The organism is Streptomyces sp. NBC_00057 (assembly GCF_045041165.1).
Taxonomy (GTDB): Bacteria; Actinomycetota; Actinomycetes; order Streptomycetales; family Streptomycetaceae; genus Streptomyces.
In genome coordinates, this window is the sequence record NZ_CP108256.1 from 6811614 (window position 1) to 6825783 (window position 14170).

Genomic DNA, 14170 nt, shown 5'->3' on the forward strand with positions numbered 1-14170 from the left:
TGCCCGGTCGGGATTGTCAGTGGTCCGTGGCAGGATCGGGGGCGTGGCTGAGACGGCATCGAAGAAGACGGCAGACAATCGACCGCGCCTGCTCCTGATGGACGGGCACTCCCTGGCGTACCGGGCGTTCTTTGCGCTGCCTGCGGAGAATTTCACGACAGGGTCGGGGCAGCCGACGAACGCGGTGTACGGTTTCGCGTCGATGCTGGCGAACACGCTGCGTGACGAGGCGCCGACGCATTTCGCGGTGGCGTTCGACGTCTCCCGCAAGACCTGGCGCTCGGAGGAGTTCCCCGAGTACAAGGCGAACCGCTCGAAGACCCCGGACGAGTTCAGGGGCCAGGTCGAGCTGATCGGCGAGCTGCTCGACGCGATGCATGCCGACCGTTTCGCGGTCGACGGCTTCGAGGCGGACGACGTCATCGCCACGCTGGCCACGCAGGCCGAGGCGGCCGGCTTCGAGGTGCTGATCGTCACCGGTGACCGGGATTCGTTCCAGCTGATCACGGACAACGTCACCGTGCTGTACCCGACGAAGGGCGTCTCGGAGCTGACGCGCTTCACCCCGGCCAAGGTCGAGGAGAAGTACGGGCTCACGCCGCAGCAGTACCCGGACTTCGCGGCGCTGCGCGGTGACCCGTCGGACAACCTTCCGGGCATTCCCGGTGTGGGTGAGAAGACCGCCGCGAAGTGGATCAACCAGTTCGGTTCGTTCGACGAGCTGGTTGAGCGCGCCGAGGAGGTCAAGGGCAAGGCCGGGCAGAATTTCCGGGACCACCTGGACGCGGTGCGGCTCAATCGCAGGCTGACCGAGATGGTCCGCGACGTGGAGCTGCCGAAGACCCCGCAGGACCTGGAGCGCGCACCGTACGACCGCACCGCGGTGACGGGCGTGCTGGACGTCCTGGAGATCCGTAACCCGAGCCTGCGTGAGCGGCTGCTGGCCGTCGACCCGGGCGCGGCCGAGGACGAGGCCCCGGCGCCCGCCGCGGGCATCGAGCTGGACGGTGCGGTGCTGGGCGCGGCCGAGCTGGCGCCCTGGCTCGCCGAGCACGGCGGGCAGCCGCTCGGCGTCGCCACCGTCGACACCTGGGCGGTGGGCAGCGGCACGGTCACCGAGATCGCGCTCGCCGCGGCCGACGGGGCGGCGGCCTGGTTCGACCCCGCAGAGCTCGACGAGGGCGATGAGCAGGCGTTCGCCGCCTGGATCGCCGACGCGCGGCGGCCGAAGGTCATGCACAACGCGAAGAGCGCCATGCGGGTCTTCCCGGAGCACGGCTGGCAGGTCGACGGCGTGACGATGGACACCGCACTGGCCGCCTATCTGGTCAAGCCCGGCCGTCGCTCCTTCGCGCTGGACGCGCTGGCGGTGGAGTATCTGGGCCGGGAGCTGGCCCCCGCGGCGGTGTCCGACGGCCAGCTGGCCTTCGGCGCGGACGACCGGGCCGAGGCCGACGCCCTGATGGCGCAGGCCCGCGCGGTCCTGGATCTGGGCGATGCGTTCACCACCCGGCTGGCAGAGGTCGGCGCGACCGAGCTGCTGCACGGCATGGAGCTGCCGACGTCCGCTCTGCTTGCCCGTCTGGAGCGGCACGGCATCGCCGCCGACCGGGCCCATCTGGAAGGCATGGAGCAGCAGTTCGCCGGTGCGGTGCAGCAGGCGGTGAAGGAGGCGCACGCCGCGGTCGGCCGAGAGTTCAACCTCGGTTCGCCCAAGCAGCTCCAGGAAGTCCTCTTCGGCGAGCTGGGCCTGCCCAAGACGAAGAAGACGAAGACCGGGTACACGACGGACGCCGACGCCCTGGCCTGGCTCGCCGCACAGACCGAGCACGAGCTGCCGGTCATCATGCTGCGCCACCGCGAGCAGGCGAAGCTGCGGGTCACCGTCGAGGGCCTGATCAAGACGATCGCGGCGGACGGCCGTATCCACACCACGTTCAACCAGACGGTGGCGGCGACCGGCCGGCTCTCCTCCACCGACCCCAACCTGCAGAACATCCCGGTCCGTACGGACGAGGGCCGGGCCATCCGCCGGGGCTTCGTCGTCGGTGAGGGCTTCGAAACGCTGATGACGGCCGACTACAGCCAGATCGAACTGCGCGTGATGGCCCACCTCTCCGAGGACGCGGGCCTGATCGAGGCGTTCACCTCCGGCGAGGACCTGCACACGACGGTCGCCTCGCAGGTCTTCGGCGTCGACAAGTCGGCCGTCGACCCGGAGATGCGCCGCAAGATCAAGGCCATGAGTTACGGACTCGCGTACGGGCTCTCCGCGTTCGGCCTCTCCCAGCAGCTGAACATCGAGGCGGGCGAGGCGCGCGGCCTGATGGACACCTACTTCGAGCGGTTCGGCGGAGTGCGTGACTATCTGCACCGCGTGGTGGAGGAGGCCAGGGCCACCGGCTACACGGAGACGGTCTTCGGCCGCCGCCGCTACCTCCCCGATCTCAACAGCGACAACCGTCAGCGCCGCGAGATGGCCGAGCGCATGGCTCTCAACGCACCGATTCAGGGCACGGCTGCGGACATCGTCAAGGTCGCCATGCTCCAGGTCGACCGGGCGCTGACCGAGGCGAAGCTGAAGTCCCGGATGCTGCTCCAGGTCCACGACGAAATCGTCCTGGAGATCGCCGAGGGCGAGCGGGCACAGGTGGAGGAGATCCTCCGCCACGAGATGTCCACGGCCGTGCAGTTGCGAGCCCCGCTGGATGTATCGGTGGGTGTCGGTACGGACTGGGAGTCCGCAGCGCACTGACGCGGCGGCGCCGGACGGGCCCGGGGGTTTGTTCAGACACTCCCAGAGGAATCAGGCCCGTCCGGCGACCGAGGGCACGGAAGCGCGCGACCGCCGCAGCCGCATCCACGCCCCGTACAGCACCAGGCCCGCCGCCAGTCCCGCCCCGGCGCCGAAGCAGGCGGTCGGGATGATGTCCAGCGGGGTGTCGATGTGCCCGAAGTACGCATACCAGCGCGCGCACCGGTGCACGACGCCGAGCACGACGCAGACGCTCAGCAGCGTCCCCGCCGACCACCGCCCCCGAAGGCCCAGCGCCGGCACGGACGGCGGGACCGGGCGCGCCCCGGTCCGCCGCAGCCCCGAAGCCGTGAACCAGGCGAGCACGGCCAGTGCCACCGCCGAACTGCCGTACTGCACCAACTGGAACACGGGAAGCCCGCCGACGTTCCCGTCGAGCACCGGCACCAACCGCACACCCCACCGGTCGTGATGGGTGAAGGCGTCCCAGACGACATGAGTGGCGGACCCGATGACCGCCGACAGTACGAACCACCCACCGTCCCGGACACCCCACGCCCCCCGGTCGGATCCGCGCCGCTGCCCCCGCACGAACGCATGCACCCGTCCCTGCCAGGCCCTCGGCAGCAGCGCCACCGACGGTTCGCGCAGCAGCAGCCACAGCGCCACCACGGCCGAGGTGATCAGCACATCGACCGTGAACACGCCCCACACCGAGTGGGTGACCCGCCCGAATTCCATGGCTCCCGGGATCGCGGTGTCCGCGTAGTACGTCATGTCGGGGGCGAACGAACCCGCGACGAGGGCAGAGGCGAGGAGCGGCCCGCGTGCCGTTCCGTTCCGCCGCATCCCCGGCAGCACGGCCGCGGCATGACTGAGTGTGAACGGCATGGCGGCAAGTATGCGTGAGCCGCAGTCGCCTGCCCGACGACCTCCGTACAACTTGCTGTCCGGAACGTGAAAAACAGGTGAGAACCGGTCAGTGCACGGTGTTCCGGCGGCACGAGTTGCCGTAGGGTCGCCTGAGTCCTGGCGCTGGGGAGCGCGGACAGTCGTCGAAGGGGAGGGGCCAGAGGTATGGCAGCGCAATTCGGTCGCCGACTTTACAAGGGGGCGACCACGACCGCTGTGGCCGCAGTCGCCGTGGCGGCGCTCTCCGCCTCAGGGGCCCCCGGCGCAACGCTGGCCACCGGGAGCGGCGATCAGCAGTCCGCCGGAACGACACCTTCGCCCGACGACACCGCGGCCACCGGCAACTCGCCGTACTACACGGACCTGCCGCCGCTGAACACGCCCAACAAGCCGGGAACCGCCACCGATCTGCCCATCACCGGCAGTGCGGAATCCGGCATACCGGCTTCGATCCTGGCCGCGTACAAGAAGGCCGAACAGACCGTCGCCGGCAGCGACGCCGCCTGTCGACTGCCGTGGCAACTGCTCGCCGCGATCGGCAAGGTCGAGTCCGGCCAGGCCCGCGGCGGCAGGGTCGACGCGAACGGAACCACGTTCTCCCCGATCCTCGGCCCGGTCCTCGACGGCCGGGGCTTCGCCATGATCAAGGACACCGACAACGGGGCGTACGACGGGGACTCGACGCACGACCGCGCCGTCGGCCCGATGCAGTTCATCCCGTCCACCTGGGCGACCTGGGGCCAGGACGGCAACGGAGACGGCCGCAAGGACCCCAACAACATCTACGACGCGGCGCTCGCCGCCGGACGCTATCTCTGCGCCGGCTCCCGCGATCTGTCCATAGCCACGGATCTCGACCGGGCGGTCCTGAGCTACAACCATTCGGACGCCTATCTCCGTACGGTCCGCTCCTGGTTCGACTACTACAGGCGCGGCACCCACGAGATCCCCGACGGCACCGGCGTGGTCCCGCCCGGCCTCGGCGGCGGTACGGACCCGAGCCCGAACCCCGGCACCCCCGGTACCCCCGGCGCCTCGCCGTCCCCGACCCCGCCTCCGAGCTCGAAGCCGAAGCCGCCGAAGCCGGGCGGCTCCACTCCGACCAGTCCGAAGCCCACCCCGCCCACGCCCCCGCCGTCCCAGACCATTGCAGGTGTGGAGAACGCCGGCACCGGCACGCTCACCGCGACTGCGGGCGACGCGTTCGCCGAGCGGATCAAGGTGCGGGCCACGAACAAGCTCGGCGGTTCGCTCGCCAAGGCGTCCGTGACCTTCACGATCGCCGGTGACACGGACGCCGCCTTCGCCGGCGGGAAGAACGCGGTCACTCTTCTCACCGGAGCCGACGGCACGGTCACCGCGCCCGTTCTGCAGGCGGGCGAGACGACGGGGAAGTTCACGGTGCGGGCCGTCGCCACCGGCCGCTCGCTGCCCGCCGTCATCTACACCGCGACCGTCACCGCCCGGCAGGCCGACGCGATCGCCAGGACCGACGAGAAGGCGCTGACCGCCGCGCCCGGCGCCGAGTTCGCAGACGCCGTCGAGGTCAAGGCCACCTACAAGGGCGCGGTCGCCGCCGGTGTCGCTGTCACCGCAACCATGATCACCGACGCCGCGGCGCCGGTGGAGAACGACAAGGGCCCGTACTTCAAGGACGCGGACGGCAAGACGGTCCGTACCCTCACGGACCTCGAGACCGACGCCGACGGCATCCTGAAGCTCCCGAAGATCTACGCCGACGACTCCGCGGGCACGTACAAGCTGCGCCTCACCACCGAGGGCGGCGCCACGGTCGTCATCGAGCTCAAGGTCGAGGCCCCGGAGACCCCCGCAGCCTGACCCGCCCGGCCGCACGTCACTCACGACAGCCCCTCCGCCACCACCCGGCAGAGGGGCTGTTCTACGTGTTCTCATCTCGCGCCCGCATTGCTACGGTGCCCCAGCCCTGACGATCCATCAGATCCGTGCTCTCCGGGAGGACCGGCATGCGTGCCCTCGTCGCCGCCGCCATCGGACTGGCCGCAGCTCTCGCGCTCGTCTTCACCATCACCACGATCGGCGCCCCGCCCGGAGAGACCTCGCCCAAACCCCTGCTGACCACCGTCCCGGGCCCCAAGAACTAGCCACCGGAAGAAGCAACAGAAGCTGAGGGAGGGCACCACCATGCGCCGCAGAGCCAGCCTCGTACTCCTGGCCTTCGCCGTCTTCTTCGCCGCCATGTCGCCACTGCTGCGCTGGTACGCCTTCCCGAGGCTGGCGAAGATCCCGCCCAGCCAGTACCAGGAGACGGTGCTGGAGGCGAAGCCCGCCACCCTCCTCGACTACAACGACAACATGAAGGTGAAGCAGGTCCCCAAGGTCACCATCGTGCAGACCCTCAAGGGCAATGTGGAGGAGTCCGAGAAGATCGAGCGCAGCGCCGGCCGCGACGTCGTCGTCTGGGACTCCCTCAGCTACGTCGCCGACCCGAACGGCAAGATGGTCTCCGAGATCCCCGAGCGCTACATCTTCGACGCCCACAGTCAGGCCCCCGTCCACGCCACCGGCGAAATGGTCGACGGCGACCCGGTCAGGCGCGAGGGCATCGAGTTCAAGTGGCCCTTCCTCACCCAGAAGCGCGACTACGAGTACTTCGACGCCCAGACCCGTACGAGCTCGCCCATCCACTACAAGGGCACCCGCACCTTCCGCGGCATGGACGTCTACTACTTCGAGCAGACCATCCCCTGGACCCAGGTCCCGATGCCGAAGAAGATGCCCATCAAGGGCGTCACCGCGGAACAGGTCGCCAAGACGGGCATGACACGCTGGTACAGCACCAAGCGGATGTTCTGGGTCGACCCCGTCACCGGAGCGCCCGTCAACGGCGAGGAGATCCACAAGGAGGAGCTGCGCAACGCCAAGGCGATGGGCATGTCCCAGGACACCGTCACCGCGTTCGCCGGGCATGTGAAGATGCGCGAGGACTACGTCGATTCGATCGTCGCCCTGGTCAAGTCCCAGCGCGTGCAGGTCCTGCTGCTCACCTCGTACCTGCCCTGGGGCTTCGTCGTCCTCGGCACCGGACTGCTCGCGCTCGCCCTGTGGCTGGAGGCGCGCTCCCGGCGCCCGGACGGCGAACTGCCCGACGGGACACCGGCACCCGCCGCCCCGGACCCGGAACCTACTCCCGCCTGAGCCGTGCCCCAGAGGGCTCGGCAGTAGGCTTCGCGGCGTCGCGGGGCTGGGGCACGCACCTCGCGGCGTTGTCGTCAATCACCAACGCTCCTTCCCCAAGCTCTCGGCTGCGTTCGAGCAGGGGAGACCCCATCTGATTCAATCCTCCGCCTTGCGATGCACGCACCCCAGCCCCGCTCCTTCACCCGCGCTGCCTACCGCCGGGCCCTCTTCGTGAACCGGGTCGCCTCCACCGTCGTGGGGTCCTGGGGCCACGGATGCTTCGGATAGCGGCCGCGCAGCTCCGCCCGCACGGCCCGGTAGCCGTCCCGCCAGAACGACGCCAGATCCGCGGTGACGGCCGCGGGACGGCCGGCAGGGGACAGGAGATGGACCAGCACCGGCACTCCGGCCACCCTCGGAGTCTCCTGCAGGCCGAACAGCTCCTGGAGCTTCACCGCGAGAACGGGCTGCGCCCCGCCGTACTCCACCCTGATACGGGAGCCGCTCGGCACCTCGATCCGCTCCGGCGCCAGCTCGTCCAGCCGGGCCGCCTCACCGGTCGCCCACGGCAGCAGCCGCCGCAACGCCTGCCCCGCGTCGATCCGCGCGAGATCGGAGCGCCGCCGGGCCCGTGACAACTCGGGCTCCAGCCACTCCTCGGTACGGTCCAGCAGCGCACCGTCCGACACGTCCGGCCAGGGCGCGCCCGACGTCCGGCGCAGAAAGGCGAGCCGCTCCCGCAACTGCTCGGTCTCACGCGTCCAGCGCAGCAGCCCGAGCCCTTCGCGCCGCAGACCCTCGATCAGCGCCTCGCGCACCAGCTCGGGAGCCGGCTCCTTCAGCGGGCGCACCGACAGTTCGACGGCGCCCAGCCGCTCCACCCTGCGGGCCACCACATCGCCGCCGGCCCAGCGGACCTCCTCGCCCACGAACCGCAGATGCCCGGTGGCAGTCCGCGCCGTGTCCTCGTCGATGACGGCGGCGAGCCGCACCCGCGCGGACGCCGCGTGCGCGGGCCGGTCGGCGACCGCGACCGCCAGCCACGGCGCGCTGCGCAGCCCCGACCCGTCCCGCAGCTGTGCACCCGTACCCGACACCATCAGGAACGCCCCCTCGCCCCGGGCCCGCGCCACCCGCTCCGGGAAGGCCAGCGCGGCCACCAGACCGACGGCTCCATCGTCCGGACCGGAAACCCCACCCACGTCCTTGACCGACGCGGACAGCCGCCGGACCTCCTGCCGCCAACGCGCCGCATAGCCGTCCCCGCCCCGCCGGGCGGTACGCAGCGCGGCCGCCAGATCATCCCCGTACCCGCGCGGCGGCTCCTCGCTCAGCAGCGCCACCACCTCGGCCGCCCGGCGGCCGCCCACCTCGGCAGCGCCGTCCAGCAGGGCCCGCGCCAGCCGCGGATGCAGGCCGAGCCGGGACATCCGTACGCCCCGGTCGGTCACCCGCCCGTCGGCGTCCACCGCGCCGACTGCTGTCAGCACCTCGCGCGCCGCGCCCATCGCACCCGCGGGCGGCGGATCGAGCAGCGCCAGCCCCGACGCGTCCGGATCGCCCCAGCACGCTGCCTGCAACGCGAACGCCGCCAGATCCGCGACCTTGATCTCCGGGGACGGGAACCGCGCCAGCCGCCCTTCCTCCGCCTGCTCCCAGCACCGGTACACCGCCCCCGGCGCCTCACGCCCGGCCCGGCCCGCCCGCTGCCTCCCCGCCGCCTGCGACGCCCGTACCGTCGTCAGCGCGCTCAGCCCCCGCGCGTGATCGGTACGCGGCTCCCTGGCCAGTCCCGAGTCGACCACGACCCGCACCCCGGGCACCGTCAGGGACGACTCCGCCACCGAGGTCGCCAGCACCACCCGCCGACCGTCGGACGACCCGGCCAGCACAGCGTCCTGCACCGCCGCCGGAGCCCGCCCGTGCACCTGGAGCACCTCGGCGGCCGCCCCCGCCAGCTGCGCCGCGACCCGCCCGATCTCGCCGACACCGGGCAGGAAACAAAGCACATCGCCCTCCCGTTCGGCGAGCGCCCGGCGCACCGTCGAGGCGACATGCGTCAGCAGCGCCGGATCGACCCGCATCCCGTGCGGTGGCCGCACCGGCCCGGCGGGCGGGGCCCAGACCACCTCCACCGGATGCGAAACACCCTGCGCCTCCACCACCGGAGCGTCGCCCAGCAGCCGCGCCCAGCCCTCCGCGTCCGTTGTCGCGGACGCGGCGACCAGCCGCAGATCGGGCCGGATCGCCTCCCGCACATCGAGGAGGAACGCGGCGACCGTGTCCGCGTCCAGATGCCGCTCATGGCACTCGTCGATGATCACCGCATCGACCCCGGCCAGCTCCTGATCGCGCTGCAGCCGCTGGAGCAGCACCCCGGTCGTCACCACCTCCACCACGGTGTGGGGCCCCACCACCCGCTCCCCGCGGACCGTGAACCCCACCCGCCCGCCGGCCTGCTCACCGATGAGCCACGCCATCCGGCGCGCCGCCGCCCGCGCCGCGATGCGCCGCGGCTCGGCGACCACCACCCTGCGCACCGGGCCACCCCCGGTCAGACCGGCCAGGACCAGCGGTACGAGGGTCGTCTTGCCGGTGCCGGGCGGTGCGCACAGCACCGCGACACCGCGGTCGTCGAGGGCCCGCTCCAGGGCGGGCACAGCGGTGCGTACGGGCAACTGGTCCAGGGCGTCGGTACGGATCACGCTCCCAGTCTCGTACGAGGCACCGGGGCTCCCGTACCCCGAGAGCCGGTTCCAGGACCTCCGTATCAGTCCCGTACGCAGACGAAGATCGCCGTCCCCGGGATCAGGTTGCCGCGCAGCGGGGACCAGCCGCCCCACTCCTGGTCGTTCCAGGCGGGCCACTCCGGTTCGACGAGATCGACCAGCCGGAATCCGCCGGCCACCACATCCCGCACCCGGTCTCCCAGCGTCCGGTGGTGCTCGACGTACACGGCATTGCCCTGCTCGTCCTGCTCGACATAGGGAGTGCGGTCGAAGTACGAGGCCGCGACGGAGAGCCCCTCGGGACCCGGCTCGTCCGGGAACGCCCAGCGGACCGGATGTGTCACCGAGAAGACCCAGCGGCCCCCGGGGCGCAGCACCCGGTGCACCTCGCGGAACACCTGCACGGGATCGGCAACGAACGGCACCGCGCCGTAGGCGGAGCACGCCAGGTCGAAGGAGCCGTTCCGGAACGGCAGCACCCCGGCGTCCGCCTCCACCAGGGGGACCTCGTCGCCGATCCGCAGCGCGTGCTGCAGCTGCCGGTGCGAGAGGTCCAGGGCCACCGGGCGGGCGCCTTTGGAGGCCAGCCAGCGCGAGCACTGCGCCGCGCCCGCACCGATCTCCAGGATGTCGAGGCCCTTCAGTGACTCGGCGGGGCCGAGCAGACCGGCCTCGGCCTCGTCGAGCCCCTCCGGACCCCAGACGAAACGGTCGTCGCCGAGGAAGGCGCCGTGGTCGCTCTGGTACTCGTCGGCGTTCCGGTCCCACCAGCCGCGACTTGCCCGGCTGCTCTCGGCCTCCGACGCGCTGCGGCGAGTCGCTTCGGGTTCTGCCGCGTAGATCTCTTGGCTCATCGTGTCCGTCGTTGTAGTTTGCCTTCACCCCGCCGCACGCGGTACGTACCCAGGGGTACCCGTGAGTACGGCTCCGTACCCACGGATTGTCTCCCGGGGCCGATGTGGCCTCGGAGAACACGAATTGTGCCGGATATGGGTCGTTGTGCCCCCGGTGTGCGCCTTCGCGCATTGACCGTGCCCGGCCGCCCCCGTATGCTACAAGTTGCGCTGCGAGCCTGCGCGCCTCAGACCTAGCAGGCCGCGCTCGCGTCTGTTGTATGTCCCCTCGGTTCACGAGGCGCCTCCCGCCCAGCGGGTTGGGTGCTTCCCGGGCTGTCCGGCTTCTGCAGAAGCGATACGGGCTCCCGGCGTAGCAGTACCTACGACTCACTGTCCGTACCGGAGCCCTTTCCCACATGACGAGCAGCACCGAGACCACCGCCACCACTCCGCAGGTTGCGGTCAACGACATCGGCGACGCGGACGCGTTCCTCGCGGCGATCGACGAGACGATCAAGTACTTCAACGACGGCGACATCGTTGACGGTGTCATCGTCAAGGTTGACCGGGACGAGGTTCTCCTCGACATCGGTTACAAGACCGAAGGTGTCATCCCGAGCCGCGAGCTCTCGATCAAGCACGACGTCGACCCGAACGAGGTCGTCAAGGTCGGCGACGAGATCGAGGCCCTGGTTCTCCAGAAGGAGGACAAGGAAGGCCGCCTGATCCTCTCGAAGAAGCGCGCTCAGTACGAGCGTGCCTGGGGCACCATCGAGAAGATCAAGGAAGAGGACGGCATCGTCACCGGTACCGTCATCGAGGTCGTCAAGGGTGGTCTCATCCTCGACATCGGCCTCCGCGGCTTCCTTCCGGCGTCGCTCGTCGAGATGCGTCGTGTCCGCGACCTTCAGCCCTACGTGGGCAAGGAGCTCGAGGCGAAGATCATCGAGCTGGACAAGAACCGCAACAACGTGGTCCTGTCCCGCCGTGCCTGGCTCGAGCAGACCCAGAGCGAGGTCCGTCAGACCTTCCTCACGACCCTGCAGAAGGGCCAGGTCCGCTCCGGCGTCGTCTCCTCGATCGTCAACTTCGGTGCGTTCGTGGACCTCGGTGGCGTCGACGGTCTCGTGCACGTCTCCGAGCTCTCCTGGAAGCACATCGACCACCCCTCCGAGGTTGTCGAGGTCGGCCAGGAAGTCACCGTCGAGGTTCTCGACGTCGACATGGACCGCGAGCGCGTCTCGCTGTCGCTCAAGGCGACGCAGGAAGACCCGTGGCAGCAGTTCGCCCGTACGCACCAGATCGGGCAGGTCGTTCCCGGTAAGGTCACGAAGCTCGTTCCGTTCGGTGCGTTCGTGCGCGTCGACGAGGGCATCGAGGGTCTGGTCCACATCTCCGAGCTGGCCGAGCGCCACGTGGAGATCCCGGAGCAGGTCGTCCAGGTCAACGACGAGATCTTCGTCAAGGTCATCGACATCGACCTCGAGCGTCGCCGCATCAGCCTCTCGCTGAAGCAGGCCAACGAGTCCTTCGGTGCCGACCCGGCCTCGGTCGAGTTCGACCCGACCCTGTACGGCATGGCCGCGTCCTACGACGACCAGGGCAACTACATCTACCCCGAGGGCTTCGACCCCGAGACCAACGACTGGCTCGAGGGCTACGAGACCCAGCGCGAGGCGTGGGAGACGCAGTACGCCGAGGCGCAGCAGCGCTTCGAGCAGCACCAGGCCCAGGTCATCAAGTCCCGCGAGGCCGACGAGGCCGCTGCTGCCGAGGGCGCTGCTGCCCCGGCCGGCAGTGCCCCGGCTGCCTCCGGCGGCAGCGGTGGCGGCTCGTACTCCTCGGAGTCCGCGGACAACTCCGGCGCCCTGGCGTCGGACGAGGCCCTGGCTGCCCTGCGCGAGAAGCTGGCGGGCGGCCAGAGCTGACGCTCTGACGCTCCGGTCGGTCATCGACTGCAGTAGCTGACAAGTGAGGCCCGCTCCCTTCGGGGAGCGGGCCTCACTCGTATCCGCGGCCGTGGTTACGGCGTGACCGTGATGTTGGTCAGGCCTTTGCCGCCGGTCACCGTGTTGCTGCTGTAGACGGTGGCCGGGCAGCTCGCGCTGTAGTTGGTCACGTTGAACGCGATCTGCAGAGGCCGCCGGTCGCGAGCGCGGTGGCCAGCAGGGCGGGGAGCAGCGTACGGGTACGCATGGGGGTGCCTTCCCGTCGAAGGAGTTCGAGAGTTCTCGTTCGTGAACGTGGGGCGAGTCTCTGAACGTGCTGCCCAGTGACGGTAAGGGGGAGGTGTGGTCACGTCAAGGTCACGCTGAAGGGCAAGGCTGCGGCCGAGGTCATGATCGTCGGCGGCGGAATCGCCGGACTCACCGCCGCGTACGAACTGGGCAAGGCGGGCTACGGCTGTACGAGCCTGGAGGCCCGGAGTCGTACGGGCGGCCGCAACTTCACCGTTCGCGGCGGCGATTCCACCATCGACACCTACGGCAACCAGCAGACCGCGCACTTCAGTGACGGGCAGCTCCAGCCGGTCGGAGGCATGCCTGTCGGGAGGCCCCGACGCACCGGCCTTCGCACCGCTCGACCAGGCCGCCGGACGCGTCTGCTTCGCCGGTGACTACCTGAGCTACGCGGACGCCTGGCAGCACGGCGCGTTCACGTCAGCGCGGAAGGCGGTGACGGCGCTGCACACCCGCGTTCTCGCATAAGACCGACCGGTCCACGTTCTGGCATGAAACGCCGGGTGAAGGGGCACGGTCCGGGAATGCCCGGTGCCCCGCCGGGCGTTCTTCTCCAAGAACACGAGGAGGAGCGGTAACCGTGCCTGATCCGCAGAGTTTGTACGAATGGGAGCCGAAGGGACTGGCCGTCGTCGACATGGCGCTCGCCCAGGAGTCGGCCGGCCTGGTCATGCTCTATCACTTCGACGGATACATCGACGCGGGTGAGACCGGTGAGCAGATCATCGACGGCCTGCTCGAAACGCTGCCGCACCAGGTCGTTGCCAGCTTCGACCACGACCGGCTCGTCGACTACCGCGCACGGCGCCCGCTGCTGACCTTCCGGCGCGACCGCTGGGCGGCCTACGAGACCCCGACGCTGGACGTACGGGTCGTCCAGGACGCCACCGGAGCACCCTTCCTGCTGCTTTCCGGGCCCGAGCCGGACGTGGAGTGGGAGCGCTTCGCCGCCGCCGTCGAGCAGATCGTCGAACGCCTCGGTGTCCGCCTCGCGGTGAACTTCCACGGCATCCCGATGGGCGTCCCGCACACCCGTCCCGTCGGCATCACCGCGCACGGCAACCGCACGGACCTCATGCCCGGTCATCGCAGCCCGTTCGACGAGGCGCAGGTACCCGGCTCCGCCGAGGCACTGGTGGAGTACCGGCTGATGGAGGCCGGACACGACGTCCTCGGTGTCGCCGCCCATGTGCCGCACTACGTCGCCCGCTCCGCCTACCCGGACGCGGCGCTCACCGCCCTGGAGTCGATCACGTCCGCGACCGGCCTGGTCCTGCCGACCGTCGCCCATGCGCTGCGCACGGAGGCCCACCGCACCCAGACGGAGATCGACCGGCAGATCGACCAGGGCGACGAGGAGCTCGTCTCGCTCGTGGAGGGCCTTGAGCACCAGTACGACGCGGTCGCGGGCTCCGAGACCCGGGGCAACCTGGTGGCCGAGCCGGTCGATCTGCCGTCCGCCGACGAGATCGGTCTCGAATTCGAGCGATTTCTCGCGGAGCGCGAGGGGGACGCCTGACCGGCCGCGCCCGTCACCCC

Annotated in this window: 10 protein-coding genes and 1 pseudogene; 7 read left to right on the forward strand and 4 right to left on the reverse strand. The window is 70.4% G+C overall.

Translation table 11 applies throughout. The annotated features are described in order from the left end of the window. Nucleotides 1–43 precede the first annotated feature (43 nt). Nucleotides 44–2755 (forward strand): DNA polymerase I, encoded by a 2712-nt coding sequence (gene polA, locus OG953_RS32065; protein ID WP_405688721.1) that lies wholly within the window; start codon nt 44–46, stop codon nt 2753–2755. Between the two features lie 51 nt (nt 2756–2806). Here the strand turns inward: polA and OG953_RS32070 are convergent, their stop codons facing one another. After that, nucleotides 2807–3646 carry a DUF4184 family protein gene (locus tag OG953_RS32070; protein WP_405688722.1) on the reverse strand — a complete coding sequence of 280 codons (840 nt, stop codon included), beginning with the start codon at nt 3644–3646 and terminating at the stop codon, nt 2807–2809. Between the two features lie 186 nt (nt 3647–3832). On the opposite strand from OG953_RS32070, the gene OG953_RS32075 reads away from it, so the two are divergent. The 3 genes from OG953_RS32075 (at nt 3833) to OG953_RS32085 (ending at nt 6844) form a co-directional block, all read left to right on the forward strand. Then, nucleotides 3833–5506, forward strand: coding sequence for a lytic transglycosylase domain-containing protein (locus tag OG953_RS32075; RefSeq protein ID WP_405688723.1), 1674 nt, complete (start codon nt 3833–3835; stop codon nt 5504–5506). 146 nt (nt 5507–5652) lie between these two features. Next, nucleotides 5653–5790, forward strand: a complete 138-nt coding sequence (locus tag OG953_RS32080) for an SPW_0924 family protein (RefSeq protein WP_107451335.1) — start codon at nt 5653–5655, stop codon at nt 5788–5790. 40 nt (nt 5791–5830) lie between these two features. Continuing rightward, nucleotides 5831–6844 (forward strand): DUF3068 domain-containing protein, encoded by a 1014-nt coding sequence (locus OG953_RS32085; RefSeq protein WP_405688724.1) that lies wholly within the window; start codon nt 5831–5833, stop codon nt 6842–6844. 194 nt (nt 6845–7038) lie between these two features. On the opposite strand, the gene hrpB is transcribed toward OG953_RS32085, so the two are convergent. After that, nucleotides 7039–9531: an ATP-dependent helicase HrpB gene (gene hrpB, locus OG953_RS32090; RefSeq protein WP_405688725.1), complete on the reverse strand. Its 2493-nt coding sequence runs from the start codon at nt 9529–9531 to the stop codon at nt 7039–7041. Between the two features lie 65 nt (nt 9532–9596). Beyond that, entirely contained in the window at nt 9597–10409 is an 813-nt protein-coding gene (locus OG953_RS32095) for a class I SAM-dependent methyltransferase (protein ID WP_405688727.1), read from the reverse strand. A 398-nt stretch (nt 10410–10807) separates the two neighbouring features. On the opposite strand from OG953_RS32095, the gene rpsA reads away from it, so the two are divergent. Then, a complete protein-coding gene (rpsA, locus tag OG953_RS32100; protein WP_405688728.1) occupies nt 10808–12319 on the forward strand; it encodes a 30S ribosomal protein S1 in 1512 nt (503 codons plus the stop codon). Nucleotides 12320–12414: 95 nt separating this feature from the next. Here the strand turns inward: rpsA and OG953_RS32105 are convergent. Continuing rightward, nucleotides 12415–12525, reverse strand: a pseudogene (locus tag OG953_RS32105) (sheath polysaccharide-degrading enzyme); the annotation flags it as partial. A 138-nt stretch (nt 12526–12663) separates the two neighbouring features. Between OG953_RS32105 and OG953_RS32110 the strand changes: the two are divergent. Together OG953_RS32110 and OG953_RS32115 are read left to right on the forward strand one after the other, a co-directional pair. Next, nucleotides 12664–13008, forward strand: coding sequence for an FAD-dependent oxidoreductase (locus tag OG953_RS32110; protein ID WP_405688729.1), 345 nt, complete (start codon nt 12664–12666; stop codon nt 13006–13008). A 203-nt stretch (nt 13009–13211) separates the two neighbouring features. Further along, nucleotides 13212–14150 (forward strand): PAC2 family protein, encoded by a 939-nt coding sequence (locus OG953_RS32115; RefSeq protein WP_405688730.1) that lies wholly within the window; start codon nt 13212–13214, stop codon nt 14148–14150. Nucleotides 14151–14170: the final 20 nt, after the last annotated feature.

What these genes read in the sequence shown, in the direction of transcription:
- OG953_RS32095 (WP_405688727.1), bottom strand. Translation starts at nt 10,409, where the DNA reads ATGAGCCAAGAGATCTACGCGGCAGAACCCGAAGCGACTCGCCGCAGC.
- OG953_RS32070 (WP_405688722.1), bottom strand. Translation starts at nt 3,646, where the DNA reads ATGCCGTTCACACTCAGTCATGCCGCGGCCGTGCTGCCGGGGATGCGG.
- OG953_RS32085 (WP_405688724.1), top strand. Translation starts at nt 5,831, where the DNA reads ATGCGCCGCAGAGCCAGCCTCGTACTCCTGGCCTTCGCCGTCTTCTTC.
- OG953_RS32075 (WP_405688723.1), top strand. Translation starts at nt 3,833, where the DNA reads ATGGCAGCGCAATTCGGTCGCCGACTTTACAAGGGGGCGACCACGACC.
- rpsA (WP_405688728.1), top strand. Translation starts at nt 10,808, where the DNA reads ATGACGAGCAGCACCGAGACCACCGCCACCACTCCGCAGGTTGCGGTC.
- OG953_RS32080 (WP_107451335.1), top strand. Translation starts at nt 5,653, where the DNA reads ATGCGTGCCCTCGTCGCCGCCGCCATCGGACTGGCCGCAGCTCTCGCG.